Origin of the sequence: Streptomyces sp. NPDC002574 (genome assembly GCF_042889545.1) — a bacterium.
Lineage (GTDB): Bacteria > Actinomycetota > Actinomycetes > Streptomycetales > Streptomycetaceae > Actinacidiphila.
This window is the reverse complement of the sequence record NZ_JBIARB010000008.1, coordinates 320,486-342,706: the sequence shown is the minus strand read 5'-3', so window position 1 is coordinate 342,706 and position 22,221 is coordinate 320,486. Positions and strand designations below refer to the sequence as shown.

Sequence of the window (22,221 nt, the reverse complement as noted above, 5' to 3'; positions counted from 1 at the left end):
ACCGTCCCTCTCTCTCCGCCCCCCCGACGACGTCCTCGCTGGGGTGGGTGCCGGCCCGCGCGGCCACCCGCACGCGGCGCACCAGGGCGGGGCCCCCCCCCCCCCCCCCGCGCCCCCCCCCCCCCGCCTCAAGGGCCTGCCGCCGAGGGTCAGCGGCGGTGGTGCTTGGCGAACGGGTGGTGACGGTGGTTGTCACGGTGGTGCCGGTGACCGTGCCACTTGGGCAGGTGGCGGCCGTGGTGACGGGCGTGGTGCCCGTGGCGGCCGTGGTCGTCGTGTGTGGCGTGCGAGCCGTGGCCGGCGTGGGTGCCGACCAGCTCCGGGGTGGCGGCGCCGGCGCCGGCGGCACCACCCAGGACGACGACGACGGCCACACCTACCGCGGTCGCGAAGCGGGGAAGACGCATGGGGACCTCCTGTCTCGGCGGGTGCCCGGGGGCATCCGCGGGGTTGGACAGGGCAAGCGTCGGCCCCCGCACCCCGGCAGCGACGGCGGCACGCCCGTGATGACACTCAATTTGCTGGAATAAGGCCATTTACGGAACCGCGGACCGTCGGCCGGCAGTGGACGGCCGCCCTCTCCGCGGTCCAGGAGCGTTCGCGCAGGTGGGACGGCGTGTCGCGGCACGGTGGCGGGGTCGCGGCCGGGGGCCGGCCGGGTCGGCCGGCGGTTTCCGTCCCGCAGGACGGGGCAGGCGCGACCATGGCGGGCGGTGCCCTCCGGCTGGGTTCCCTCATCCAGGAACACCCCCGTTCCGCCGCGAACCCGAGCGCATCGTGACACCTGGGCGGAAGCCCTCACGCAGCGTGCCCGGACGGGGGCCGAGGTCGTTCGTGTATGTACTATTCAAGTGGGTATGTCGACATTTGAGAGGAATCGAGGAGGCACCGGACCGTGGACAACAGGAACGGCCACCCCATCAGTACCCGAATACCGCGTGACCAGCAGATACGTACCTGCAGGCCGGCCGTGGTGAAGACGGCCAAGCGCGCCGACAAGCCGGAGCGGGACCAGGACAACAGCACGGACTGGAACATCGTCCGGGGCGAGGACTGACCTCAGCCCGCTGAGCCCGCTCGCCCCGCCGACCAGGCGATCCGCGGTGGCCGCACGGCAGCGCACACAGGGTGCCCTCCGCCGTCGGTGAGAGCGATCCTGCCCACGAGCAGGCCGGACCGGACCGACTTCTCCATCACGTCCTGGTCGACGCCGCCCAGCATGAGCTTGGCCCGGCGGAACATCGTGAAGCCGCCCGCGCCGTCCACGGCGCCCCACGACAGGTAGACGAACCGGCCGCCGGGCCCGCCCTGCACATACGGCCCCCTGAGGTCGACACCCTCAGGGGTGGCCGTGGCGGCACACTCCAGAGTCCAGGTGACCGTCGCGGCGTCCGCCGGCTGGAGGTCCAGCAACTCCGCGGGGCGGTTGCGGCGCTGGACCGCGACATGGACGTCCGTGTAGACGGAGCCCTCCGGGCCGCACGCCTGCGTACGCCCGGGCAGTTCGTGGCCCTCGATCCGGATCCGCACGACCGCCTCACCTCCCGCCCGGCCGGTGCCCCGACGGGCCACCGGCCCGGTCATCCTACGGCCGCCGCCCGCGTCACCTCCGCCAGGGACGGCGGGTCGGCACCGCGGCGTGCGCACGTCAGCTCCGCCACCCGCGCCGCGAGCCCGAGCGCGGCCGCCACCTCGGGGAACGCGGGGCCGCCGCGGGTGGCCGCGCGCAGCCGCAGCCGGCCCGCGCGGTCGCCGAGCAGCCCGGCGGAGAGCAGCCCCGCCAGCAGCCCCGCCATGAAGGCGTCACCGGCGCCGATGGTGTCGACCACCGGGACCCGGCGCCCGGGCACACGGTGCCCGCCGTCCGGCGACCAGAACGCCTCGGCGCCGTCCGCGCCCCGGGTCACGACGACCAGGCAGGGGCCCCGGCGCGCCCAGTCCGCCGCGACGTCCGCAGGTGCCCGGCCCGGACAGAGCCAGGCCAGGTCCTCCTCGCTCGCCTTCACGACGTCGCAGAGAGCCACCAACCGCTCCACACGCGGCCGTTCGGCCTCCGGCGGCCCCATCAGCGCGGGCCGGAGGTTCGGGTCGTACGACACGGTGTGGCCCGCCGCGCGGGCCGCCTCGACGAGCGCCAGGACCCGGGACGCGCCCGGCTCCAGGGCGGTCGCGACGGAACCGGTGTGGAGGTGGCCGGGCACGGCGGGCAGCCGGGGCGGTGCCGGGTCCCAGGTGATGTCGAAGCGGTAGGCGGCGCTGCCGTGGGCGTCGAGGTGGGCACGGGCGGTGGAGGTGGGGCCGTCCCCCACCGACCCCGGGGCCAGCACGACCCCGGAGCCGGTCAGGTGCTCCCGCAGCAGCTCGCCGTACGCGTCCCGGCCGAACCGCGTGGCCAGTTCCACGCGGTGGCCGAGGCGGGCCAGGCCCAGGGCGGCGTTGGCGGGGCTGCCGCCCGGGTGGGCGGCCTCGCCGTCGGCGGTCACCACCACGTCCGCCAGCGCCTCGCCGACGACGAGCGTGGCGGGCGCGGCGGGCGCGGCGGGCGCGGTCACGGCTGCACCAGGATCTTGCGGCCGATGCCCGCGGTGAACCGCTCGATGGCGTGCGCGTAGTCGCCCAGCGGGAAGCGGTCGCTGATGAAGACCCCGGGATCCAGCACCCCGGCCGCGAACAGTTCGGCGGCCCGCTCGTAGCTGTGCAGCACGGCCATCGAGCCGGTGATGGTGATCTCCTGGTGGTAGATCCGGTACGGCTCGATGACGGCGCGGGCCGCGTAGTCCGCGACACCGAACTGCAGGAAGGTGCCGCCCCTGCCGACCCGTTCCAGGCCGTCCTGGATGGCGGCGGCGTTGCCGGTGGCGTCGATCACCACGTCCCAGCCGCGCGGGCGGGCGATCTCGTCCGCCGACGCCGCCGTGTTGTCGCACCCCAGCAAGCGCGCGGTGGCGAGCCGTTCCGGGTTGATGTCCACGACGTCGACGCTCGCGGCCCCGGTGCGCTTGGCCAGCTCCAGCATCATCAGGCCCATCGTGCCGGAGCCGTAGATCAGCACATGGGAGGCGAGCCGGCCGCGCAGCACGTCGTAGCCGCGCACCGCGCACGACAGGGGCTCGATCAGCGCCGCGTCGGCGGTCGCCACGTGCTCCGGCAGGACCACGCAGTTGGCCACCGGGGCGACCGCGAACTCCGCGGCGCCGCCGGGCTCGGTCACGCCGATCGCGGCCCACCGCTCGCACAGATTGCCCCGGCCCTGGCGGCAGTAGTAGCACTCGCCGCAGTGCAGCGAGGGATCGACCGCCACCCGCGCGCCGACCGCCAGTTCGGTGACGGCCGACCCCACCGCGACCACCTCGCCCGCGAACTCGTGCCCGGGCACGATCGGCAGGGTGGGCGCGAACTCGCCCCGCAGGATGTGCAGATCGGTGCCGCACAGCCCGCACGCCGACACGGCGACGACCACGTCCCGCGGCCCGGGTGCCGGGTCCTCGACGGTGGCGAGCTCGATCTTTCCGGGCTCGGCGATGACCACTGCCTTCACTTGACGGCTCCCAGGGACAGGCCCTGGACCAGACGGTCCTGGGCGGCGAATCCGGCGACGAGGACGGGCAGGGACACCACGACGGCCGCGGCGCAGACCTTCGCGAGGAAGAGTCCCTGACTGGTGACGAAGGAGGTGAGGAAGACCGGCGCGGTCACCGAGCGCACCCCGGTCAGCACCCGCGCGAAGAGCATCTCGTTCCAGCTGAAGATGAAGCAGATCAGCGAGGTGGCGGCGATGCCCGGCGCGGAGAGCGGGAGGACGACGCGGCGGAAGACGGTCGGCAGCCCGGCCCCGTCGATGGACGCGGCCTCCAGGATCGCCACCGGGATCTCGGCCAGGAAGGACCGCATCATCCAGACCGCGATCGGCAGGTTCATCGAGGTGTACAGCAGGACCATCAGCCAGATGTTGTCCAGCAGGCCCAGGTTCTGCGCCACGAGGTAGACGGGCAGCAGACCGGCCACCGCGGGCAGCATCTTGGTCGACAGGAAGAAGAACAGCACGTCGGACCACTTCCGCACGGGCCGGATCGACAGCGCGTACGCGGCGGGCACGGCCAGTGCGAGCACCAGCAGGGTGGAGACCAGGCTCGCGGTCAGTGAGTTGATGAGCGCGGGCCACGGGCTGGCACCGGTGGAGGCCCCGAAGAACTCGCGGTAGCCGTCCAGGGTGAGCCCGGCCCCCAGCGAGGGCGGGTTCGTCGCCGCGTCCGTCTCGCGGTGCAGCGAGGTCAGCACCATCCAGACGATGGGCAGGACGAAGAGCAGCCCGGCCGCCCAGGCGACCAGCCCCCACAGGGAGCCGGAACGCCGCCTGGTGGCCGGGGGAGCGACGACGGCGCTCATGAGGACTCCTCCTTCAGCAGCGTCGACACCAGTCGCAGGGCGAGGGTGGCGACGACGATCGTCCCGGCGACCACGACGACGCCGGCGGCGGACGCCCGGCCGTAGTCGTGCGCCTTGTAGAAGGACTCGTAGATCGTGTACGGCAGGTTGGCGGTGCCGAGGCCGCCCGAGGTGAGGGTGAAGACCGCGTCGAAGTTCTGCACGACGTAGATCGACCCGAGCAGGGCGGCCAGTTCGAGGTAGCGGCGCAGGTGCGGCAGTGTCAGGTGGCGGAAGACCTGCCAGGCGTTCGCGCCGTCCACCCGGGCCGCCTCCACCGCCTCCGTGGAACGGCTCTGCAGTCCGGCGAGCAGGATCAGCATCATGAACGGGGTCCACTGCCACACCAGCGAGGCCGTGATCGCCCCCAGCGGCATGGAGGTGATCCAGTCGGGCTGCGGCGGGCGGTCGCTGCCGAACAGCTTCCACAGCCAGGTCAGCGCGCCGTTGAACAGCCCGTACTCCGGGTTGTAGAGCGCGTGCTTCCACAGCAGCGCGGAGGCCACCGGGACCAGCAGGAAGGGCGCGATCAGCAGGGTGCGCACCAGCCCGCGGCCCCGGAAACGGCGGTCAAGCAGCAGGGCGAGGAGCAGCCCCAGCACCAGGCTGACCAGGACGACGCCGGCCGTCAGCCACACCGTGGTCAGTACGGACGACCGCAGATCGGCGTCGCCGAACACATCGGTGTAGTTGCTCAGTCCGGTGAAGCCCCGGCGGTCGGGGTAGAGCGCGTTCCAGTTCATGAAGGAGATCACCAGCGTGGCCACGAAAGGCAGTTGGGTGACGACCACCATGAACACCAGGGCCGGCATGAGCGGCGCGCGGCGGGCCCAGGCCGCGGCCCGGTCCAGGCCCGGTGGCCGGGCGGCGGCCGGCCGCGCCGGCGCCCGGCCGCGCGCCCTCTCCGCGACAGTGCTGGATGTACCGGTCATGTCCGAATCACCCGTTCCGGTACTGCGCCGCGACCTTGTCGGCCAGCTGCTGGGACTTGTCCAGCGCGGCGTCCACCGAGGTGCGCCCGGCGATGGCGGAGGCGATCTCCTGGGAGACCTTCGTGCCGAGGTCCGGGAACTCCGGGATGTCGACGAACTGGATGCCCAGGGTGGGCCGGGGCTGGGTGCCGGGGTCGCGCGGGTCGGCGCCGGCGATGGCCTCCTCCGTCGCCTTGGCGAACGGGCCGGCGACCTTGAGGTAGTCGGCGTTCGCGTACGTCGAGGTGCGCTTGCCGGCCGGGACACGGGCCCAGCCCAGCTTCTTGCCGACCAGTTCCTCGTACCCCTTGCCCGAGGCCCAGGCCACGAACTTCGCGGCGTCGTCCTGGTGCTTGCTCGCCTTCTGGATGCCCCATGCCCAGGTGTACAGCCAGCCGGAGTTCTCGGTGTTCACCACGGGCGCCGGCGCGTAGCCGACCTTGCCGGCGACGGGGGAGTCGGCGCTGTCGAGGATGCCGGCCGCCGAGGTGGCGTCGTACCACATGGCCGTCTTGCCCTGCTGGAAGGCGCCCAGGCACTCGGCGAAGCCGGCCTGCGGGGCGCCCGCCTCGCCGTGCGCGCGGACCAGGTCGACATAGAACTTCGTCGCCTCCTTGAAGGCGGGAGCGTTCACCTGCGCCTGCCAGTCCTTGGTGAACCACGTGCCGCCGAAGGTGTTGACCACGGTCGTCAGCGGCGCCATCACCTCGCCCCAGCCGGGCAGTCCGCGCAGGCAGATGCCCTTCATGCCGGGCCCGGCCCCGTCCGCCTTCGCCGCGAGGTCCGCGACCTGCTGCCAGGTGGGGTGCGCGGGCATGGTGAGACCCTTGGACTGCAGCACGTCCTTGCGGTACATCAGGAACGACGACTCGCCGTAGAAGGGCTCGGCGTACAGCTTGCCGTCGCCGCCGGTCAGACTCTCCTTCATGGACGGCAGGATGTCGGCCTGGTCGAAGTCCGGGTCCTTGGCGACGGTGTCGTCCAGCGGCGCCAGCCAGCCGTTCTTGCCGTAGATCGGCGCCTCGTAGTTGCTGATGGAGGCCACGTCGTAGGTGCCGGCCTGGCTGGAGAACTCCTGACTGATCTTGTCCCGGACGTCGTTCTCGGGCAGCACCGTGAAGTTGACCTTGATGCCGGTGGTCTTGGTGAAGTCGGAGGCGGTCAGCTTCTGCAGGTCCAGCATCTGCGGGTTGTTGACCATCAGCACGTTCACCGAGCCGCCGCCGGATCCGCCGTCGGAGCTCCCGCCGCCGCCCGCGCCGGCGCAGCCGGTGGCCACCAGGGCGGCAGACGCCGCGACGACGGTGAGGCGGGGGACGACGGGACGCCGCCGTGGCGTTCGGGGGTCGTGGGCACGCATGGGGGAGGCCTTTCTCTGGGTGGGTCCCGGGCGGTGCGCGCCGGGTCGGAGGCGCGCGAGGGTGTGCCGGGCCGGCCCGCGGCGGCTCGCACGCGGGCTGGGGGGGGAGGGTGGTCAGACGCGGATGACGTTGGGTCCGAGCAGGGAGTAGCGGTGGGCCTCCGCGGCCGGCAGGCCCGTGTCGGTCACGACGGTCTCGAAGTCGCCGATCTCCGCGAACCGGCAGAAGCTCGAGACGCCGAACTTGGTGTGGATCCCGACCAGTACGCGCCGCCGCGCGGAGCGCACCGCCTGTGCCTTGACGTCCGCGACGACGGGATCGGGGGTGGTCAGCCCGAAGTCGCGGGAGATGCCGTTGGCCCCCATGATCGCCAGGTCGATGACGAACGAGGACAGCATCTGGGTCGCCCAGGAGCCGACGGTGGCCAGAGTGCGGCCCCGTACCCGGCCCCCGAGCAGCAGCACGGTGGTCTCGGAGGACTGGGCGATGGCTGCCGCGGTGGGGAGCGAGGCGGTCACCACCGTCAGCGGCCGGTCGGCGGGGAGCAGGGCCGCCAGCAACTGCTGCGTGTAGCCCTCGTCGACGAACACGGTCTCGGCCTCGCCGAGCAGCTTCACCGCGGCAGCGGCGATCCGGCGCTTGCTCTCCACGTGATGGGTCTCGCGCCGGGCCAGGTCGGTCTCGAAGCCCGCGCTCTCCACGGGATAGGCACCGCCGTGGGTGCGGCGGACCAGTCCCCTGCGCTCCAGTTCGCTCAGATCGCGGCGGATGGTCTCCGGCGCGACCTTGAAGTCCGAGGCCAGTACGGTGACCTCCACCTGGCCGGACTGCCGCACCAGGGCCAGGATCCGGTGCTGCCGTTCGTCGCCCCGCATGTCCCGCACCTCCCTGGTCCGCCGGTCGGCCGGTCACGCCGGCCGCACACGCCGTTTGCCGATGCCCCATGGCCGTTCGGGCAACTTCGGGCATCCGGTGCCCGTTTGGGCCTGCCCGAGATTTATACCGCCGTGGGACGCGCGCGGGTCAGCCCGTACAAGGGAAGACTGTGCCCGGATCCACCCGTTTCCCGGTACGGTGAATCCCAGCTCAGAGGGTGTTCGGCGGCATCCGGGCAGTGTGTTTGCCGGTTTTTCTGCGTTTGACTCGTCGCCGGGACCCTGCTGGCCGGACGATCGGAGCGGCGGAACGATGACCACCTGGCGGCACACCCTGGACCGGGCCGGCATCGACGATCCGGCGCTGCGCGAGGCCTACACCGCCCAGCGCCGCCTGGTCGCCCGCTTCGACCGTGCCACGTTCCTCGGCGTGCGGCTGCTGCTGCCGGCGGACCTCGTCCCCGACGTCGTCGCCGCCATCGCGTTCATGCACCACACGGACAACCTGCTCGACCAGGACGCCGACGGCGACGCGGCCTTCACGGCCTTCACGGCGTGGGAGCGCCGCGTGCGCGGGGCCCTGGAGGACGGCACCGGGGGCGAGGGCGGCGACGGCGACGGCGATCGGGTGCTGCGGGCCCTCGCCCACACCGTCTCCCGGCGGCCCGTGCTCGGCGACGTGGTGGCCGAGTACCTCGTCGCCGCCCCGGCCGACGCCGGCTGGCGGGGCTTCGCCACCGAGGCCGACTTCCAGGCCTACGTGGACGCGTACTCCCTGCCCGCCTTCCTCCTCGTCGCCTGCCTGCTCGCCCCGCCCACCGGGTACGCCGGCTACCGGGCCGCCTGCCGCACCTTCGTCGAGGCCGCCCAGCGGCTGGACTTCCTGGAGGACGTGACCGAGGACCTGCGGGCCGCCCGCCTCGGCATTCCCGAGGACGCCCTCGCCCGCCACGGGCTCACCCGCGCCGGCCTCGAACACCGCGCGCCGGAGGGCGACTTCGCGAGCCTGGTGCGTGACGTCGCCGCGACCACCCGGCGCGGTCTCGCCGACGCCCGCCGTCTGGCCGACATCGTCCCGGTGCCCCACCGGCCCATGACGCGCGCTCTGATCGACCTCCAGGGCCACCGGCTGCGGGCGGCGGAACGCACCGGCGCCGCGCTGCTCACCGGGCCCGCGCGGCGCCCGGTCGCCGCCGCGCTGGGCACCCTCGCCGGCGCCTACGCGGGCACGCTGCGCCGTTCCGCGTCACGCTGAAGGGTCCCGCGCCCGCGCGGCGGGCGGGCCGGGTCGTCCATTCGGGTCGCCCGCCGCGGCATTTCCCGTGGGTGAGAATTCCCCCTATGGGAACGGCGTGTTTCCGATGGCGTGGGCGTGCGGCACCTTCCGGCACTTAATATAAGGTTCAAGCATCGGTGGTCGGGCGACGGGGGAGTCGCCGTGACCGTGCCCCGTGGAACGGCAAGGGCGCCGTCGCGGGTGACCCGATTCCGAATTGCGGGCGGTACGCCGGCGAGGATTGTGGGCACAGATGGCGGCCGGTCGGCGGCCCGTTCCCCTCTTTCCTTATCCGGTGGAGCGCGTACCGTCCATGCCAGGTGGGGAGTTCCTTCGTGGGGCAGCATCAGCATCTCTATTCGCATGCCTTGTATCCCTTGCTCGCCTATCTCATGGCGGCGGTGGGTTCCGGACTCGGGCTCGCCTGCGCGGCCCGTTTCCACGCCCGGGGGCTCGCTCGGGGCTGGTCGTGGCTCGTCGCCGGTGCGGTGACCCTCGGATCCGGCATCTGGGGCATGCATTTCATCGCCATGCTCGGCTTCGCCGTCGACGGGGTGGAGTTCCACTACGACGTGCCGCTGACCATCGTCAGCCTGCTGGTCGCCATCGTCATCGTCGGCCTCGGCATGTTCGTCGCCGGAGTGCGGCGGTCCTGGTCCGGGCTGCTCAGCGGCGGTGTCGGCGCCGGCTTCGGTGTCGCCGCGATGCACTACATGGGCATGGAGGCCCTGCTGTTCCCGGGAGAGGTCGTCTACACGACCTGGCTCGTGGTGCTCTCCGTGGTGATCGCCGTCGTGGCCGCCACCGCCGCGCTGTGGTTCACCCTGCGGGTGACGGGGACCTGGGCCACGCTCGGCGCGGCCCTGGTGATGGCGATCGCGATCAGCGGTATGCACTACACGGGAATGGCGGCAGTGAACGTGCGGGGTGTGTCCGGTGTCCACAGCGACAGCGGTGTCACCGGACTCGTTCTCGTCGCACCGCTCATCATCGGCCTCGGTCTCGAACTCATGGTGATCACGTTCGCCGTGCTGATGAGTCCCGTCCAGGACGTGCGGAAGGACGTGGCGGTCCCGGCCGCTCCGGCGGAGGAATTCCGGATCGCGGGGCGCGGCGGCGTTCACGTTTCCGGCCCGGGCGCGTACGGCGCATTCGGCGGCGCGCAGAGCGAGCCGTACCGCGAATCCGGGGAATTCGGGGCCTGAAAGCGACCGGCCCCCAGGGGCCGGCCGGAAATCACCTGACGCGATGTCACTCACTCGCGTCGGGATTGTTTCGGGTCCGCGCCGCCGCCCACCACGCCCCTGTGGCGGTGGGCGGCGGCGCGGCGTCCGGTCAGCTCCCGGGCACGGTGTCGGTGAAGGCCGTGCCCGCCGCGCGGTAGGCGGCGACCCGGGCGGCGACCTGCGCCGGGGTCAGGACCTGGTCCTTGACGAAGTAGACCCAGTCGACCTGCTGGTCGTACGAGCGCGCGGTGCTGCCGGTCTGGCCGACGAGGTCGATCAGCCAGTGGTTGAAGTCGATCCACTGGCTGGTCTCGGGCAGGTACGGCTCGCCGTGCGTGCCGAAGACCTGGCCGTCGATGGAGTAGGTGATGGCGCTGTTGTCGATGGTGACCTGCAGGTCGTGCCAGCCGTCGTAGTCGGCGCGGCTCTCCGAGTGCGTGTTGACGGCGTTCCAGGGGTCGGGGTTGTAGGTCTCCCAGGACGTCGTGTACATGATGTTGCTCGGCTCGCCCCAGCCGCCGTTGGGCAGGTACTCGAAGTCCTGCTCGCTGTAGTCGGGGTCCATGGGGGCGTTCAGCGGGGTGAAGGCGAAGAACGTCTGGACGATGTGGTCCCCGTCCGGGCCGCCGGTCGGGGTGTCGTCGAAGCGCACCCGCGCCGCGTAGGTGCCGTTGCGGAACTTGCGGGCGCTGGTCTGGAGCTCGGTCTCCTTGGTGCCGGCGGCGGTGCCGTCGGTGGTGAGGCGGAGGTTCATGACCTTGTCGGCGCCGGTGCCCGCGACGAAGGTGACGTCCTGCGGGGACCACGTGGCGCCGGGCACGCCCGGCCCGCCCTGGCCGGACTTGACGGTCCAGCCGTGGCTCTGCAGCGCCGGGTCGCTGCTGGAGGCGTAGCGGAAGTCGTCGAAGAGCGCGGGCGCGTTGGGGTCGGTGGGCGGCGTGGTCGGCGGGTCGGTGGGGGGATCGGTGGGGTTGTTGCCGGCCGGGGCGGTGCCCCAGACGACGGAGCCGCCGCGCTGCAGGGTGACCTTGCTCCAGTCGGCGTAGGCGGTCTGCGCCCCGTTGAAGGAGTAGTCGTCGGACTGCGTGAGCCGCTGCCAGTCCGCGCGGTAGAAGCGCAGCTGCATGTCGCCGGTGTTCTGGCCCGGGGCGAGGGTGCCGGCGCCGGAGGTGAAGCCGATCTCCAGGTAGCGGTCGGCGGTCGCGGTGGGATTGGCGAGCGTGCCGAAGGTGCCGGTGATGTTGGCGCAGCCCTTGACCGCCCAGGAGCAGGCGAAGCGGTACGCGGTGCCGGCGCTGTCGGCCTTGAAGTAGTAGCGCAGCGTCACCTCGCTGAGCGGGACGCCGGTGCTCCCGGTGTTGGTGATCTCGAACCAGGGCTCGGCCTGGTCGGCGGTCGCCCCGGCGGCGCTGGTGCGGTACTGGGCACTGAGGGTGCCCACCGCGGCGGACGCGGGCAGGGCGGTCAGCCCGGCACAGGCCAGACCGGCCGCGGCGACGACGGCCATGGCCGTGCGGACCCGGACGGATCCGCGCCCCCGGGCGGTGGTGCGGGACGTTCCTGACATGGTGATCCCTTCCAGTCGGTGGAGTGCGTGGGGCTTACCACTTGGCAACTGGTCTTCCACTGGTAAGGGAAAATGGCATAGACCTGATGGGGGGTCAAGAGGCTGGGGAGCAAGGGAATCGGGACTCCATGCCGATCCGTTGGGCCGTAACCACTGGTGAACTGGTCAGCAACTGGCTAGCCTCGCACCGTGCGGCGTCGCGCCGTACGGCCGGGTACCGGACAGGGAACGGGGGGCTGATCCATGGCGGGCGAGGCGCCGCGGTCGCCGCTGAAGCGGGAGAAGGTCCGCGACCATCTGCTGGAGCTCGTCGAGTCACAGGAACCCGGCACACCGATCCCGTCGGAACGCGCGCTGTGCGAGCGGCTGGACGTCTCCCGCCCCACGGTGCGCTCCGCCGTCGACGAACTCGTCAACACCGGCCTGCTGGTGCGCCGGCACGGCAGCGGCATGTTCGTCGCGCCCGCGAAGATCACCCAGGAACTCGCACAGGGCGCCAGCGTCTTCACCCTGCCGCAGGCCGGGGGCGACTGGCTCAGCCGCGTGCTGGAGTTCGCCACCGTACGGGCGGGCGCGCGTGTCGGCCGCAAGCTGCGCATCTCGCCCGCCGCCGAGATCGTCTACATCGCGCGGCTGCGCCTGGTCGACGGCGAGCCCATGGCGGTGGAGTACCTGCACGTACCCGCCGGCCTGGTGCCCGGACTGCGCGCCGCCGACATGGAGTCCGGGGACTTCTACGCCTTCCTGCGCGACCGGCACGGCGTCCACGTCCACGAGGCCGTCCAGTCCATCGAGCCCACGGTCGCCAACGAGGAGGAGGCGCGGCTGCTCGCGGTGCCCGTGCTCTCCCCGGCGCTGCTCTTCGACCGCCTCACCTGCGACGCGCAGGGGCAGCCCGTGGAGTACGTGCACTCCCTCTACCGGGGCGACCGCTACCGCATCGTCTCCCGGCTCGCGCTGGCCGGCACGGTCCCCCCGGGGCCCGCCCCGGCCGGGCACCACCCCGGCATGCCCCCGGACGAGCGCGCCGCACCGGCCGGCACGCTCGCCTCCCTCGTCGGGGACGTCCAGCCGCGTTCTAGCTGAACGGGTCCAGGGTGATGTAGGCCTGCTGCGGATTGCCGTCGTTGACCAGCGACTCGTGGTTGCCGACGTCGTCGAAGGCGAAGGCGTACGCCCTGCCGTCCGCCATCCGCTCGTGGAGTGCGCGGGCGTAGTGGTTGGTGACGGCGTCCTGGTAGAAGTTCGCCGCACTCGTGTCCGGCTGATTGGGGTTGACCAGCAGCGTCGAGCGGTTGAAGCCGGCGCACAGCGTGCGCGAGATGGGGCCGCGCACCAGGTCGTTGGGGGCGTCCAGCAGCTTGTAGCAACCGAAGACGCTGTCGGAGTCGGGCTTCTGGAAGGAGGTGACCACCGCCCCGGAGGAGTTGGTGAAGTTCATGACGTTGCCCGAGACCCGCCCGAAGTACCTGGTGCCGGGCTGGTCGGTGAACGGGGTCACGGTCAGGGTGGAGGTCGAGTACTTCTGCCAGACGCGGTTGACGTAGTCGTCCATGACCGTGCGCGGCAGGGCGCCGGTCTCGATGCCGTGGCCGGGGGACAGGGCGCGCAGCACGGTCCCGTCGGAGCGGGTCTGGATCAGGCCGGCCCAGCCGCCGGGCCGGGCGCGCAGGGCGTCGAAGAACCCGGTCCAGCCGCCCGGCTTGAAGTGCCCCGTGCTCTTGACGGAGCCGTCGGCGAGCCCGACGCCGACCGCGTAGGGGGCCGAGACCATGTCCACCTGGGTGCTGTTGATCCACAGCCCGGCGTCATTGAGGGTGTACTCGGTCCAGTTGAACAGGATGTCGCGGTTGGGGTCGCTCGGGTTCTGGACGGCGGGCTGCACCAGGCCGCCCGTCGTCAGCTTGAAGACCAGCTTCTGGCCGTACGAGAAGTACAGCCGCCCCGAGAACTTGGGCATCCGGATGGTGACCGACCGGCCGTTCGCGGGCCCCGCGATCGAGGCGTCCGGCGCCGGCGTCGGCGGGTTGCCCCCGGCCGGCCAGGCGTGGAACGTGCCGTTCGCGTCGGCCCAGCCCTGCTGTCCGGTCGACAGCTGGGTGCCGAGGTCGTACAGGTACACCGGCCCCGAACGGCCGGAGTTGTTGGTGACGGTCAGTGGGATGGTGGCCGGCACCGCGGCGCCGGCACGGGACGTGGTGCCGAGGGCCGTCAGGCCCACGGCCACCAGCAGTGCGGCGAACAGCACCGCGAGGACTCTGCGTGGTGCGACTCGGGCGTGCACGTGGTTCCTCCTCGTGTGGGGGGTGGAGGATGAGAGCGCTCTGATGAGAGCGCTCTCAAATTCCCGCGCACAGCGAGCACTGTCAATCCGCTGTTCCCAAGTCGTTTGTGCGGGAGTTGTGTTGCCCCCCCTCGGCGGCCAAGGCCGGGGCGGCCACGGCAACCTGGCGCAGCGTGCGGCTCGGACGGGCCGAGCGGGCGCGGCGCGGGTCGGTGGTGCTGCGCGGAGCCGTACAGGTCGGCCTTCTTGACCAGCCGCCAGGTCTCGTCGCGGCCGTCCTCGCCCGCCGGGCGGGTCCGGGTCAGGGCGTAACCGCCGCGCAGTTTCCCGCCGTCGAGCCGGAACGAGGCCTGCCCGCGGGCGAGCGCCGCCGCGAAGGCGCGGTCGGTGAGGGGCCGCTACGTCCCGGTGTCCCGGACGATCACGGTTCCCCCGCCGTACTCGCCTCGCCCGATGACGCCCTCGAATTCCGCGTACTCCAGCGGATGGTCCTCGGCGGGCACCGCCAGGCACGTGTCGTGCGGCTCGCCGGACGGCCCCTTGGGGACGGCCCAGCCCCTGAGTACGCCGTCCCCTTCGAGGCGGAAGTCGAAGTGCGTCGTGCCCGCGTCGTGGATCCGGACGACGAACCGGGGCTCGCCGTCCGGATCGCGGCGGCCGCCCTCGGGCTCGGACGTCCTGGCGAGGGCCCGCTCGCGGTGGTACTCCGCCGGCGGCTTCCCGGCGGCCACGGCGTTCTCCCTCCCGCGGTCAGGTGGCGGGCGCGGGGCTCGGACCGGGGTCCGGGAGGGGGCCCGGTTCCGGTCCGGGACCGGGCGGCGTCGGGTCCGGGGGCAGCGGGTCGGGGCCGGGGCGCGGCGGCTCCGGCGGTACGGGGTCGGGGCCGACGGGCGGCGGCACGGGGCCGGGCGAAGGGCCCGGGCCGGGGCCCGTGGGACCCGGCGAGGGGACGGGGCTCGGGGGCACTGGGTCGGTCATGACCTGGTCCTCCTCGGAAGTGGATCGAGGCGTTCTCCACGGTCGGCTACCCGGTGCCGCGGCGGTGACACGGCCCGTTCCCGCGGTCCTCACGCGGCGGCGGCGAAGAGGTCCTCCGTGCCGGAGAGCGACAGCAGCCGTCCCACCTGCCCGCTGACCGCGCTGAGCCGGACCGTGCGGCCGCTGTCCAGGGCGTGCAGGCGGACCCGCAGCAGGGCGTTGAGCCCTGCGCAGTCGCAGAAGGAGACGTCGCGCAGGTCGACGTCGAGGCCGCCGGGGCCGTCCGTGCCGTCGCCCAGCGCCGCCTCCAGGGCGTGCCGCAGGTCCTCGGCGCAGTCCTGGTCGATCTCACCGGCGACGATGGCCAGCGGCCGGTCCCCGGCCCCGCCGAAGCGGACCGTGAGCCGGTGGGCGGCCCATGCCGGACGGGGTGAGGGGAGGGGTGGCACGTGGAGCTCCCAGTGGGGGTGGAACGCTCGATCCTTTTCAGGGTCGGCCCGCCCGCCGGTCCGGTCAAGTGATGCAGGGCGCGGACCGGCCCTTTCACCACACCGCCACACCGTGCCGACCGGCCGTCCTCAAGATCCGCCGACCTCGGATCCGCCGACCTCCTTGCCCGTCCCCGGTAACAGGCGGCGCGCGGCGCGCAGCGCCGCTTCCACGTCCGGTGCCCCGGTGGCCGCGCACAGGGCGACGGCGAGATCGTCCCGGTGCCGGCCGGTCTCGGCGTCGTTCTCCCCCGACGGTCGGGCGCGCAGCGCCTCGTACCGCTCGACGAGCATGTACAGCACCACGGGATGCGCCACCAGCATGATCGGACTCCTTCCGTCGCCCGGCCGGGCACGCGGGCCGGCGAGGGGCCGGGGGAGGGCCACCGGAGTCCGGCTACCCGCCATCCCGGCGCCCATTCGGGGTAGATGGCATGCATGGGTGGCGAGCCGCGGAGGTGCCGGGAATGGAAAGTTCGGAACTGTCCGACCGCGAGAGGCGCACGCTGGCGGGGATGGAGCGTCTGCTGAGCGCCGACGCCGTCCTCGAACGGCGGCTGCGCACCATGCGCCTGACGCCCCGTGACCGGGCACTGGACGCCCTGCGCGACCGCGAGACCTGGCGGCCCCGGGTGCTGCTCGTCGCGGTGCTCGTGGCCGCCACGATCGCCCTGCTCGTGGCGACCGTGGTGACGTGGCAGCCCGGTGTCGCGGCGGCCTTCTCGGTGAGCTGGCTGCTCGCCCTCACGGTGGCCTTCCGGCGGCCGGGACCGGCCCGCGGCCGGAGCCTCGGACCGCGCACCGGATGAGCGTCACCCGGGCCGCCCGCCGGTCCCGGGGCTCAGCGCACCGCCGGCCGGCGGTCCTTCCGCGGGGAGGACGGCGCCGACGGTGCGTGCGACCGGCTCCGCGACCGCCTGCGCTTGATCGCCCGTCGGTCGTCCTCGGTCGTGCCGCCCCAGATCCCCGGGTTCTGCCCGCTGTCCAGGGCCCACTGCAGGCATTGCTCCTCCACCGGGCACCGCTCGCAGACCGCCTTGGCCCGCTCCTCCTGAGCGGCCCCCGGCCCTGACGCACTGACCGGGAAGAACAGGTCGGGATCCTCGTCGGAACAAGCGGCGTTTCGCCACCAGCCCATGGCAACTCCTTCCGGAGAACGCGTACGGAGTGCTGCGGACGTAACCGTGAGACGTCGCGTACCCGATCGTCCGGGAGCCATGCGGGCGGCGTGCCGAACGGCCGTGGCGGGCCGGGCGCGTGACGGGCGCCCCGGCGCCGGAAACTCGGGTGCGCCCGGTGCACGGCGACCCTAGGCTGCGCCGTCGGGGGAGGACGAGGGCCGTAGCGACCGTCAGCGGATCGGAGATGCACGGGGTATGAGCAGTCGACTGTTCGCGATCTGTTTCCACGCGACCCGGCCGTCGGACCTGGCGCGGTTCTGGTCCGGGGTCCTGGGCCGGGAGTTGGCCGACGATCCCGACGGCGTCGCGATCCTGCCCCCCGATCCCGGCGGGTTCCGCATCCGTTTCCTGCCGAGCCAGGAGCCCAAGCTCGGCCAGAACCGCGCGCACTTCGACCTGACGAGCGCCCTCCCGGAGGATCAGCAGCGGACGGTGGCGCGGGCGCTGGCACTCGGCGGGCAGCACATCGACGTGGGCCAACTCCCGGAAGAGGGCCATGTGGTGCTCGCCGATCCGGACGGCAACGAGTTCTGCGTCTGCGAGGCGGGCAACGCGTTCCTCGCCGACACCGGCTTCATCGGGGCGCTGTCCTGCGACGGGACCCAGGCGGTCGGCTACTTCTGGAGCGAGGCCCTGCGGTGGCCGCTGGTCTGGGACCAGGACCAGGAGACCGCGATCCAATCGCCGGACGGCGGTACGAAGATCACCTGGGGCGGTCCTCCGGTGGCGCCGAAGACGGGCACCAACAGGCTGTACCTGGAGCTGGCGATCCCCGCCCACGCCGACTGGGAGGCGGAGGTCGACCGCCTGATCTCGCTCGGTGCGAAGCGCACCGACGCCGGCGGGGCCGGCGGCGGCCCGATGCTGATGCTCGACCCCGACGGCAACGAGTTCTCCGTGCGGAGGCCCCGGTAGGCGGCCTTCACAGACGCGCTTGCCGCCCCCGCACCGGGGGTGGTGAGCCGTCCGGGCGATCATGGGGGTGGGCGGACCGGCGGGCAGCGCGGCGCTGGATCGCGTCCTGGCCTCCGCTAGTGCCTCGGCCTCACAGGGTCACCGGAGGGGGCGGCCAGTCGGAAGGCAGCGTGTAGTGCCAGCCCGGGCGCCACGTGGGGGGCGCTTGGAGGACTTCCTCCAGGGGTGTGCCGGTGAGCAGGTGGTCGAGCGCCCACCGGTTGGCCGAGTGGGCGATCACCAGGACGCGGGAGTCGTCCCATCCGGCGGCCAGGTCGTGGAGGAAGGCGCTGGTGGCCGCCACGACCTGACGGTAGCTCTGGCCACCGGGGAAGGGCTTGTCCATGCGCCGGGTGCGCTGGGCGGCGACGAGCGAGTACGGGCCTCCGTTGAGGGCGCCGTAGTCGCACTCGCGCAGCCGGACGTCCTGATGGATCGGTGGGCGGCCGCCGGGGAACGCGATCCGGGCCGTCCGGACGGCGCGGTGCAGGTCGGAGGTGAACACGGCCGCGAATCCGCTGGCCGGCCGGCGTTCACCGAGTTCACGGGCCTGGCGGCGGCCCAGTTCCGACAACTCGCCCGGGAGCCGGCCGGTGGCGATGCCCGCCTCGTTGTCGGTGGTCGTGGCATGGGTCTCATAGACGATCTCCACCGGCATCGGGACCTCCGGACGTTGTCGACAGGGCGTGCCGCATCCGACACCGCATTGTCGCCGCGTCAGCCCCGCACCGGGAAGGACGCCTGGAAGGCGAGGCGGCGTGCCGCCTGCTCGCCGATCCGGGACAGGACGTCGTCGAGCGCGAGGAACTCCTCCCAGTGCGGAGTGCCGTTCGCCCCGGCCGGCCGTGCCACGAGACGGTCCTCCAGGTCCGGCACCCGCTTGTTCTTCCACACCTTGTCGGCCGTGCTGACCAGCAGGTCCTCGACCGTCACCTCCGCACGCGCCCAGGACGCGTGGGTCCCGGCGAAGCGGGCGAGCGCCGGGGGGAAACCGTGCGCCGGCAGCAGCGCCCGGCCCGCCTCCTCGTGCGCCGAACCGGGGCCGGACAACTCGGCCTCGTGGACCGTCTTGCCGATGTCGTGCGTCGCCGCGCCGAAGAACACCGCCTCGCGGTCCAGCGGGAGGCCGGGGCAGCGCTCCCGCGTCCAGTCGGCCAGTTCGTGGGCGACGTCGTGGACGGCCCGCAGATGCGCCGCCAGCCGGGGCGGGGCCTGCAGGCCCAGCAGGAGGGCGGCGACCGCGGGCGGCAACGGGCGCATCGGCGGGTCGCCGGGGTCGGTGAGGGCACGGTCCAGCGGTTTCGGTGGCGTCATCGCGGTCAGCAGCGTAGGGGACGTCCTCCCGGACGGGCGTGCGCTCCCTGATTTCGCGCCGCTTCCTGTGAGAATTGCGTTCCCACCGTTGGAGGCCCACGCATGTCCCACCAAGCGCACGGCGCGACGACCCCGGACGCGCCGCCGATCACCTGCGACGAGCCGGGCTCCTTCGCCTGGAACGTCTTCCAGGTCCGCCACCCGGTGCTGATCGGACGGATCCTGGAGTCCGTCCCGTACGGCGCCGCGCAGCGGCAGGCGTGCGCCGCGCTGCTGGAGGAGTCGCGCCACGGCACCGTCGCCCCGCTGCCGGGCGACGCCTCGGACGCGGCCACGTGGGAGCGGTGGGGGCAGGGGAAGTACGGCGGACCCTGGCCCGAACTGCCCTTCCTGTGGGCGGAGTCGTTCTTCTACCGCAGGCTGCTCGAGGCCACCGGGTACCTCGCCGACGGGCCCTGGCACGGCCTCGACTTCTTCGCACCGTTCAAGGACGCCGAACTGGAGGGCCACGGATTCGCCGGCGACCTCGCGGCCCTGGACGACCTGGCCGCGCTCTCCCAGGAGGAGCGGGAGCAGCGGCTGCTGACGGCGGCCGTCTGGGGGAACCAGGCCGACCTGGGCTTCACCATCGCGGGCGGGCCGGGCGGCGCCCCCGAGCCGTCCGGGACGTACGTGGCCGACGAGTCCGGCCTGCTGTGGCCGCTGCTCGACGGCGGGCAGGTCGTCGTGGTGGCCGACAACAGCGCCCGCGAGATCCTGGCCGACCTCGTGTTCGTCGACCACCTGCTGACCACGGGACGCGCCGGGCAGGTCGAGCTCATGCTCAAGCCCCGCCCGTACTTCGTCTCCGATGCCACGCCCCGCGACGTGCTGATGTGCCTGCGCCGCATGACGCACGCACCCGGCGCCGCGGGGTCGATCGGGCACCGGCTCGTCGACGCCCTGCGCGCCGACCGCCTGACGCTGTCCACGCACCCGTTCGCCTGCGCGCCGCTGCCCTACGACGCCCTGCCCGGCGACCTGCGCGACCGCTTCGCGGCCGCGGCCGTCACCGTCATGAAGGGCGACCTCAACTACCGCCGCCTGGTCGGCGACCGGCAGTGGGCCGCCACCGTGCCGTTCGCGGAGGTCACCGCGTACTTCCCCGGCCCGGTCGCGGCCCTGCGCACCCTCAAGTCGGACACCCTCACCGGCGTCGACGCGCGGACCGTCGCCCGTCTCGACGCCACCGGCACGCCCTGGCGCACCACCGGAACCCAAGCGCTGATCCAGGTGAGTACGGCCTAGTACCGGGGAACGCCCGTCAGCGTCCCGCGGACGCCGAGGCGAGCCCGGGCGGCGCCGACGCCAGGGCCGAGCGGATCGCCTCGACCAGCGCCAGCGCGGCCTCCTCGGTCAGCTCCACGGCCACGCGCGCGGCCGGGCCCAGCTCCGGGTTCATGAAGTCGATGTTGACGGTGTGCTCGAAGGGCGCGTGCTGCGGATGGTCGACGTAGACCATCGCGTCGGTCAGCGGGAAGTAGCCCTGCGCGCCCTTGCCGCTGCCCTCGATCCGGACCTTCTCCGTGAGGTAGGTGCACATCAGAGGTGCTCCCCGAAGAACGTGAGGATCCGGGACCAGCCGTCGACGGCCGCCTGCGGCCGGTAGCTCGGCCGGTCGACGGCGAAGAAGGCGTGGCCCGCGTCCTCGTAGGTGTGGAACTCGTACGGCTTGCCGTGCGCCTTGAGCTCGGCCTCCAGCTCGGCGACGTGCTCGGGCGAGGGGTAGCTGTCCTCCGCGCCGAACAGCCCGAGCAGCGGCGCGCGCAGCTCCTTCGTCAGGTGCAGGAGCGGCTCGACCTGGAGGGGGAAGCCCTCCGGCGGGCGGCCCGCGACGAAGGCGCCGTAGCAGTCGACGGCCGCCTGCACGTCGAGGGAGGCGCCCACCAGGAAGGACTGGCGCCCGCCGGAGCAGTAACCGATCACGCCCACACGCCCGTTGGACGACGGCAGCCCGCGCAGGTACGCGGCGGCACCCGCCACGTCCCCGAGCAGCCGCTCGTCGGGCACGCCGCCCCGGGCCCGGGCCGTCGCGGCGGCGTCGTCGGGGGAGGCACCGGGTGCCTCGCGGCTGTAGAGGTTCGGGCAGACGGCGGCGTAGCCCTCCGCGGCGAAGCGGCGGGTGATCTCCTTCGACGGGTTGTCGAAGCCCGGCATGTGGTGGATCACGACCACGCCGCCCAGCGGACCGGGGGTCATCGGGCGCGCCGCGTAGGCCTCGATCGCGTCGTCGCCGTGGCCGGTGACGGTGATCGTCTCGGCCAGGATTGCGTCGTACATGAAAGGGGTTTCCTTCCGAGGTGACGGATGATCGACACGATAGTCCGCCGTTCCGGAACGCCCCCTCCCAGGCTGCCGTGTTCTCTTCTCCGTGTTCTCCGTGTTCTCAGGCCAGCGCTCCGACGGCCCTGCGGACGCGTGTGGCCAGCGGCTCGGGGAGCCGGGCGTGCCCCTGCCGGACCGCGGTCTCCTGGCCGGGACCGCTGACCGTGTACGACAGGAACGCCTTGAGCGTCGCGAGCGACCGGGTGTCGTTGCCCTGGCGCACACCAGTGCGGAGTCGACCCGGGCGAGGGCGTACGCGCCCTCGGCGTGGGTGGCCGGGTCGAGCACGAGCGACGCGGGGGATGACCGAGGGGGCCGTGACCCTGCTCGGGATGCCGCCGCCCGCCCGCCCGCGCACCGCGGTCGCCGGCCCCGTTGTCCCGGTCGCCGAGCAGGGGGATCGTGATGGCCGCCGCCACGACGGCCAGCAGCGCGGCCCCCGCGGAGAGTGCGACGCGGGTACGGGAGGGCCGCGCGCTGCCCTCGGGCGGCCCGGCGACAGCACCGGGTGCCGGGCCGAACTCCCCTGTGGGCGGCGGCGGTACGAGAGGGCGCAGGGTCGGGGTCGGGGCGGGCGCCGGGGGCACCGCGTCGGCGACGGCGGTCGGGGGCGGGGCGGTGGGGACCGGATCCGCGGCCTCCGGGTGCGGTGCCAAGAGCGACTCCAGCAGCCCCTCCACGGTGGGCCGCCGCTCCGGCCCTTTGGCGAGCAAGGCCACCACCAGGGATCGCAACTCCTCCGGCAGCCCGCCCAGATCCGGCTCCTCGTACACCACGCGGAAGCCGATGGCGTGCGAGCTGTGGCCGCTGAAGGGCCCGTGCCCGGTGGCCGCGAACGCGAGCACCGAGCCGAGCGCGAAGACGTCCGCCGAGGGACCGACCGTGGCCCCGGTGAACTGCTCGGGCGCCATGAAGGCCGGCGTACCGACCACGGCACCCGTCCGCGTGAGGCGTTCG

Annotated in this window: 25 protein-coding genes and 2 pseudogenes; 7 read left to right on the top strand and 20 right to left on the bottom strand. The window is 73.1% G+C overall.

The features are described 5' to 3' along the window. Positions 1-149: 149 nt before the first annotated feature. Positions 150-407 (bottom strand): hypothetical protein, encoded by a 258-nt coding sequence (locus tag ACFYXS_RS21650; RefSeq protein WP_389250499.1) that lies wholly within the window; start codon positions 405-407, stop codon positions 150-152. A 488-nt stretch (positions 408-895) separates the two neighbouring features. Here ACFYXS_RS21650 and ACFYXS_RS21645 point away from each other — a divergent pair, with 488 nt between their 5' ends. Further along, positions 896-1,057 (top strand): hypothetical protein, encoded by a 162-nt coding sequence (locus tag ACFYXS_RS21645; protein ID WP_389250497.1) that lies wholly within the window; start codon positions 896-898, stop codon positions 1,055-1,057. Positions 1,058-1,059: 2 nt separating this feature from the next. Here ACFYXS_RS21645 and ACFYXS_RS21640 read toward each other — a convergent pair whose 3' ends face one another. From ACFYXS_RS21640 to ACFYXS_RS21610, 7 genes are all read right to left on the bottom strand, one after another. Further along, on the bottom strand, positions 1,060-1,530 hold the full coding sequence (locus tag ACFYXS_RS21640; RefSeq protein ID WP_389250494.1) for a DUF5990 family protein: 471 nt from the start codon (positions 1,528-1,530) through the stop codon (positions 1,060-1,062). A 50-nt stretch (positions 1,531-1,580) separates the two neighbouring features. Continuing rightward, on the bottom strand, positions 1,581-2,552 hold the full coding sequence (locus ACFYXS_RS21635; protein WP_389250491.1) for a carbohydrate kinase: 972 nt from the start codon (positions 2,550-2,552) through the stop codon (positions 1,581-1,583). Further along, complete coding sequence (locus ACFYXS_RS21630; protein WP_389250489.1) at positions 2,549-3,538, bottom strand: zinc-dependent alcohol dehydrogenase family protein; 990 nt, start codon at positions 3,536-3,538, stop codon at positions 2,549-2,551. The genes ACFYXS_RS21635 and ACFYXS_RS21630 overlap by 4 nt, the downstream gene beginning before the upstream one ends. Next, complete coding sequence (locus ACFYXS_RS21625) at positions 3,535-4,386, bottom strand: carbohydrate ABC transporter permease (RefSeq protein ID WP_389250487.1); 852 nt, start codon at positions 4,384-4,386, stop codon at positions 3,535-3,537. Before ACFYXS_RS21625 ends, ACFYXS_RS21630 begins: the two co-directional genes overlap by 4 nt. Further along, a complete protein-coding gene (locus tag ACFYXS_RS21620; RefSeq protein ID WP_389250485.1) occupies positions 4,383-5,357 on the bottom strand; it encodes a carbohydrate ABC transporter permease in 975 nt (324 codons plus the stop codon). Before ACFYXS_RS21620 ends, ACFYXS_RS21625 begins: the two co-directional genes overlap by 4 nt. 7 nt (positions 5,358-5,364) lie before the next feature. Further along, positions 5,365-6,756 (bottom strand): ABC transporter substrate-binding protein, encoded by a 1,392-nt coding sequence (locus tag ACFYXS_RS21615; RefSeq protein WP_389250483.1) that lies wholly within the window; start codon positions 6,754-6,756, stop codon positions 5,365-5,367. A gap of 114 nt (positions 6,757-6,870) precedes the next feature. Beyond that, the gene (locus tag ACFYXS_RS21610) at positions 6,871-7,632 is read right to left on the bottom strand and encodes a DeoR/GlpR family DNA-binding transcription regulator (protein ID WP_389250481.1); all 762 of its coding nucleotides are present in this window, start codon (positions 7,630-7,632) and stop codon (positions 6,871-6,873) included. A 313-nt stretch (positions 7,633-7,945) separates the two neighbouring features. On the opposite strand from ACFYXS_RS21610, the gene ACFYXS_RS21605 reads away from it, so the two are divergent. Together ACFYXS_RS21605 and ACFYXS_RS21600 are read left to right on the top strand one after the other, a co-directional pair. After that, complete coding sequence (locus ACFYXS_RS21605) at positions 7,946-8,887, top strand: squalene/phytoene synthase family protein (RefSeq protein WP_389250479.1); 942 nt, start codon at positions 7,946-7,948, stop codon at positions 8,885-8,887. A gap of 398 nt (positions 8,888-9,285) precedes the next feature. Further along, the gene (locus ACFYXS_RS21600; RefSeq protein ID WP_389250477.1) at positions 9,286-10,113 is read left to right on the top strand and encodes an MHYT domain-containing protein; all 828 of its coding nucleotides are present in this window, start codon (positions 9,286-9,288) and stop codon (positions 10,111-10,113) included. 130 nt (positions 10,114-10,243) lie between these two features. On the opposite strand, the gene ACFYXS_RS21595 is transcribed toward ACFYXS_RS21600, so the two are convergent. Further along, the gene (locus tag ACFYXS_RS21595) at positions 10,244-11,701 is read right to left on the bottom strand and encodes a cellulose binding domain-containing protein (RefSeq protein ID WP_389250475.1); all 1,458 of its coding nucleotides are present in this window, start codon (positions 11,699-11,701) and stop codon (positions 10,244-10,246) included. 243 nt (positions 11,702-11,944) lie between these two features. Here ACFYXS_RS21595 and ACFYXS_RS21590 point away from each other — a divergent pair, with 243 nt between their 5' ends. After that, positions 11,945-12,787 carry a GntR family transcriptional regulator gene (locus ACFYXS_RS21590; protein ID WP_319659645.1) on the top strand — a complete coding sequence of 281 codons (843 nt, stop codon included), beginning with the start codon at positions 11,945-11,947 and terminating at the stop codon, positions 12,785-12,787. Here ACFYXS_RS21590 and ACFYXS_RS21585 read toward each other — a convergent pair. The 4 genes and pseudogenes from ACFYXS_RS21585 to ACFYXS_RS21570 form a co-directional block, all read right to left on the bottom strand. Next, complete coding sequence (locus ACFYXS_RS21585; protein ID WP_389250472.1) at positions 12,780-13,985, bottom strand: glycoside hydrolase family 64 protein; 1,206 nt, start codon at positions 13,983-13,985, stop codon at positions 12,780-12,782. The genes ACFYXS_RS21590 and ACFYXS_RS21585 overlap by 8 nt on opposite strands. A gap of 82 nt (positions 13,986-14,067) precedes the next feature. Beyond that, a pseudogene (locus tag ACFYXS_RS21580) lies at positions 14,068-14,716 on the bottom strand (DNA polymerase ligase N-terminal domain-containing protein). A 336-nt stretch (positions 14,717-15,052) separates the two neighbouring features. After that, entirely contained in the window at positions 15,053-15,412 is a 360-nt protein-coding gene (locus ACFYXS_RS21575; protein WP_389250470.1) for an STAS domain-containing protein, read from the bottom strand. Positions 15,413-15,541: 129 nt separating this feature from the next. Then, positions 15,542-15,775 carry a DUF5133 domain-containing protein gene (locus ACFYXS_RS21570; RefSeq protein WP_389250468.1) on the bottom strand — a complete coding sequence of 78 codons (234 nt, stop codon included), beginning with the start codon at positions 15,773-15,775 and terminating at the stop codon, positions 15,542-15,544. A gap of 143 nt (positions 15,776-15,918) precedes the next feature. Here ACFYXS_RS21570 and ACFYXS_RS21565 point away from each other — a divergent pair, with 143 nt between their 5' ends. Beyond that, a complete protein-coding gene (locus ACFYXS_RS21565) occupies positions 15,919-16,260 on the top strand; it encodes a hypothetical protein (RefSeq protein WP_389250466.1) in 342 nt (113 codons plus the stop codon). Between the two features lie 32 nt (positions 16,261-16,292). On the opposite strand, the gene ACFYXS_RS21560 is transcribed toward ACFYXS_RS21565, so the two are convergent. Continuing rightward, the gene (locus ACFYXS_RS21560; RefSeq protein ID WP_389250464.1) at positions 16,293-16,589 is read right to left on the bottom strand and encodes a WhiB family transcriptional regulator; all 297 of its coding nucleotides are present in this window, start codon (positions 16,587-16,589) and stop codon (positions 16,293-16,295) included. Between the two features lie 238 nt (positions 16,590-16,827). Between ACFYXS_RS21560 and ACFYXS_RS21555 the strand changes: the two genes are divergently transcribed. Next, positions 16,828-17,547 carry a VOC family protein gene (locus ACFYXS_RS21555; RefSeq protein WP_389250462.1) on the top strand — a complete coding sequence of 240 codons (720 nt, stop codon included), beginning with the start codon at positions 16,828-16,830 and terminating at the stop codon, positions 17,545-17,547. 130 nt (positions 17,548-17,677) lie between these two features. On the opposite strand, the gene ACFYXS_RS21550 is transcribed toward ACFYXS_RS21555, so the two are convergent. Together ACFYXS_RS21550 and ACFYXS_RS21545 are read right to left on the bottom strand one after the other, a co-directional pair. Next, positions 17,678-18,244 (bottom strand): histidine phosphatase family protein, encoded by a 567-nt coding sequence (locus tag ACFYXS_RS21550; RefSeq protein WP_389250460.1) that lies wholly within the window; start codon positions 18,242-18,244, stop codon positions 17,678-17,680. A 59-nt stretch (positions 18,245-18,303) separates the two neighbouring features. Continuing rightward, entirely contained in the window at positions 18,304-18,900 is a 597-nt protein-coding gene (locus ACFYXS_RS21545) for an HD domain-containing protein (RefSeq protein WP_389250458.1), read from the bottom strand. A gap of 102 nt (positions 18,901-19,002) precedes the next feature. Between ACFYXS_RS21545 and ACFYXS_RS21540 the strand changes: the two genes are divergently transcribed. Further along, on the top strand, positions 19,003-20,187 hold the full coding sequence (locus tag ACFYXS_RS21540) for a damage-control phosphatase ARMT1 family protein (RefSeq protein WP_389250456.1): 1,185 nt from the start codon (positions 19,003-19,005) through the stop codon (positions 20,185-20,187). Positions 20,188-20,203: 16 nt separating this feature from the next. Here ACFYXS_RS21540 and ACFYXS_RS21535 read toward each other — a convergent pair whose 3' ends face one another. The 4 genes and pseudogenes from ACFYXS_RS21535 to ACFYXS_RS21520 all read right to left on the bottom strand — a co-directional run. Continuing rightward, positions 20,204-20,482, bottom strand: coding sequence for a DUF6295 family protein (locus ACFYXS_RS21535; RefSeq protein WP_389250454.1), 279 nt, complete (start codon positions 20,480-20,482; stop codon positions 20,204-20,206). Then, positions 20,482-21,219 carry a dienelactone hydrolase family protein gene (locus tag ACFYXS_RS21530; protein ID WP_389250452.1) on the bottom strand — a complete coding sequence of 246 codons (738 nt, stop codon included), beginning with the start codon at positions 21,217-21,219 and terminating at the stop codon, positions 20,482-20,484. The genes ACFYXS_RS21535 and ACFYXS_RS21530 overlap by 1 nt, the downstream gene beginning before the upstream one ends. A gap of 106 nt (positions 21,220-21,325) precedes the next feature. Further along, positions 21,326-21,487 (bottom strand): hypothetical protein, encoded by a 162-nt coding sequence (locus tag ACFYXS_RS21525; RefSeq protein WP_389250866.1) that lies wholly within the window; start codon positions 21,485-21,487, stop codon positions 21,326-21,328. 451 nt (positions 21,488-21,938) lie between these two features. Continuing rightward, positions 21,939-22,196: pseudogene (locus ACFYXS_RS21520) on the bottom strand (serine/threonine protein kinase); the annotation flags it as partial. Positions 22,197-22,221 lie beyond the last annotated feature (25 nt).

Excerpts from the sequence above, each read along its gene's own strand:
- ACFYXS_RS21650 (WP_389250499.1), bottom strand. The coding sequence starts at position 407 with ATGCGTCTTCCCCGCTTCGCGACCGCGGTAGGTGTGGCCGTCGTCGTC.
- ACFYXS_RS21625 (WP_389250487.1), bottom strand. The coding sequence starts at position 4,386 with ATGAGCGCCGTCGTCGCTCCCCCGGCCACCAGGCGGCGTTCCGGCTCC.
- ACFYXS_RS21620 (WP_389250485.1), bottom strand. The coding sequence starts at position 5,357 with ATGACCGGTACATCCAGCACTGTCGCGGAGAGGGCGCGCGGCCGGGCG.
- ACFYXS_RS21615 (WP_389250483.1), bottom strand. The coding sequence starts at position 6,756 with ATGCGTGCCCACGACCCCCGAACGCCACGGCGGCGTCCCGTCGTCCCC.
- ACFYXS_RS21610 (WP_389250481.1), bottom strand. The coding sequence starts at position 7,632 with ATGCGGGGCGACGAACGGCAGCACCGGATCCTGGCCCTGGTGCGGCAG.
- ACFYXS_RS21605 (WP_389250479.1), top strand. The coding sequence starts at position 7,946 with ATGACCACCTGGCGGCACACCCTGGACCGGGCCGGCATCGACGATCCG.
- ACFYXS_RS21595 (WP_389250475.1), bottom strand. The coding sequence starts at position 11,701 with ATGTCAGGAACGTCCCGCACCACCGCCCGGGGGCGCGGATCCGTCCGG.
- ACFYXS_RS21590 (WP_319659645.1), top strand. The coding sequence starts at position 11,945 with ATGGCGGGCGAGGCGCCGCGGTCGCCGCTGAAGCGGGAGAAGGTCCGC.
- ACFYXS_RS21570 (WP_389250468.1), bottom strand. The coding sequence starts at position 15,775 with ATGCTGGTGGCGCATCCCGTGGTGCTGTACATGCTCGTCGAGCGGTAC.
- ACFYXS_RS21565 (WP_389250466.1), top strand. The coding sequence starts at position 15,919 with ATGGAAAGTTCGGAACTGTCCGACCGCGAGAGGCGCACGCTGGCGGGG.
- ACFYXS_RS21560 (WP_389250464.1), bottom strand. The coding sequence starts at position 16,589 with ATGGGCTGGTGGCGAAACGCCGCTTGTTCCGACGAGGATCCCGACCTG.
- ACFYXS_RS21555 (WP_389250462.1), top strand. The coding sequence starts at position 16,828 with ATGAGCAGTCGACTGTTCGCGATCTGTTTCCACGCGACCCGGCCGTCG.
- ACFYXS_RS21550 (WP_389250460.1), bottom strand. The coding sequence starts at position 18,244 with ATGCCGGTGGAGATCGTCTATGAGACCCATGCCACGACCACCGACAAC.
- ACFYXS_RS21545 (WP_389250458.1), bottom strand. The coding sequence starts at position 18,900 with ATGACGCCACCGAAACCGCTGGACCGTGCCCTCACCGACCCCGGCGAC.
- ACFYXS_RS21540 (WP_389250456.1), top strand. The coding sequence starts at position 19,003 with ATGTCCCACCAAGCGCACGGCGCGACGACCCCGGACGCGCCGCCGATC.
- ACFYXS_RS21535 (WP_389250454.1), bottom strand. The coding sequence starts at position 20,482 with ATGTGCACCTACCTCACGGAGAAGGTCCGGATCGAGGGCAGCGGCAAG.
- ACFYXS_RS21530 (WP_389250452.1), bottom strand. The coding sequence starts at position 21,219 with ATGTACGACGCAATCCTGGCCGAGACGATCACCGTCACCGGCCACGGC.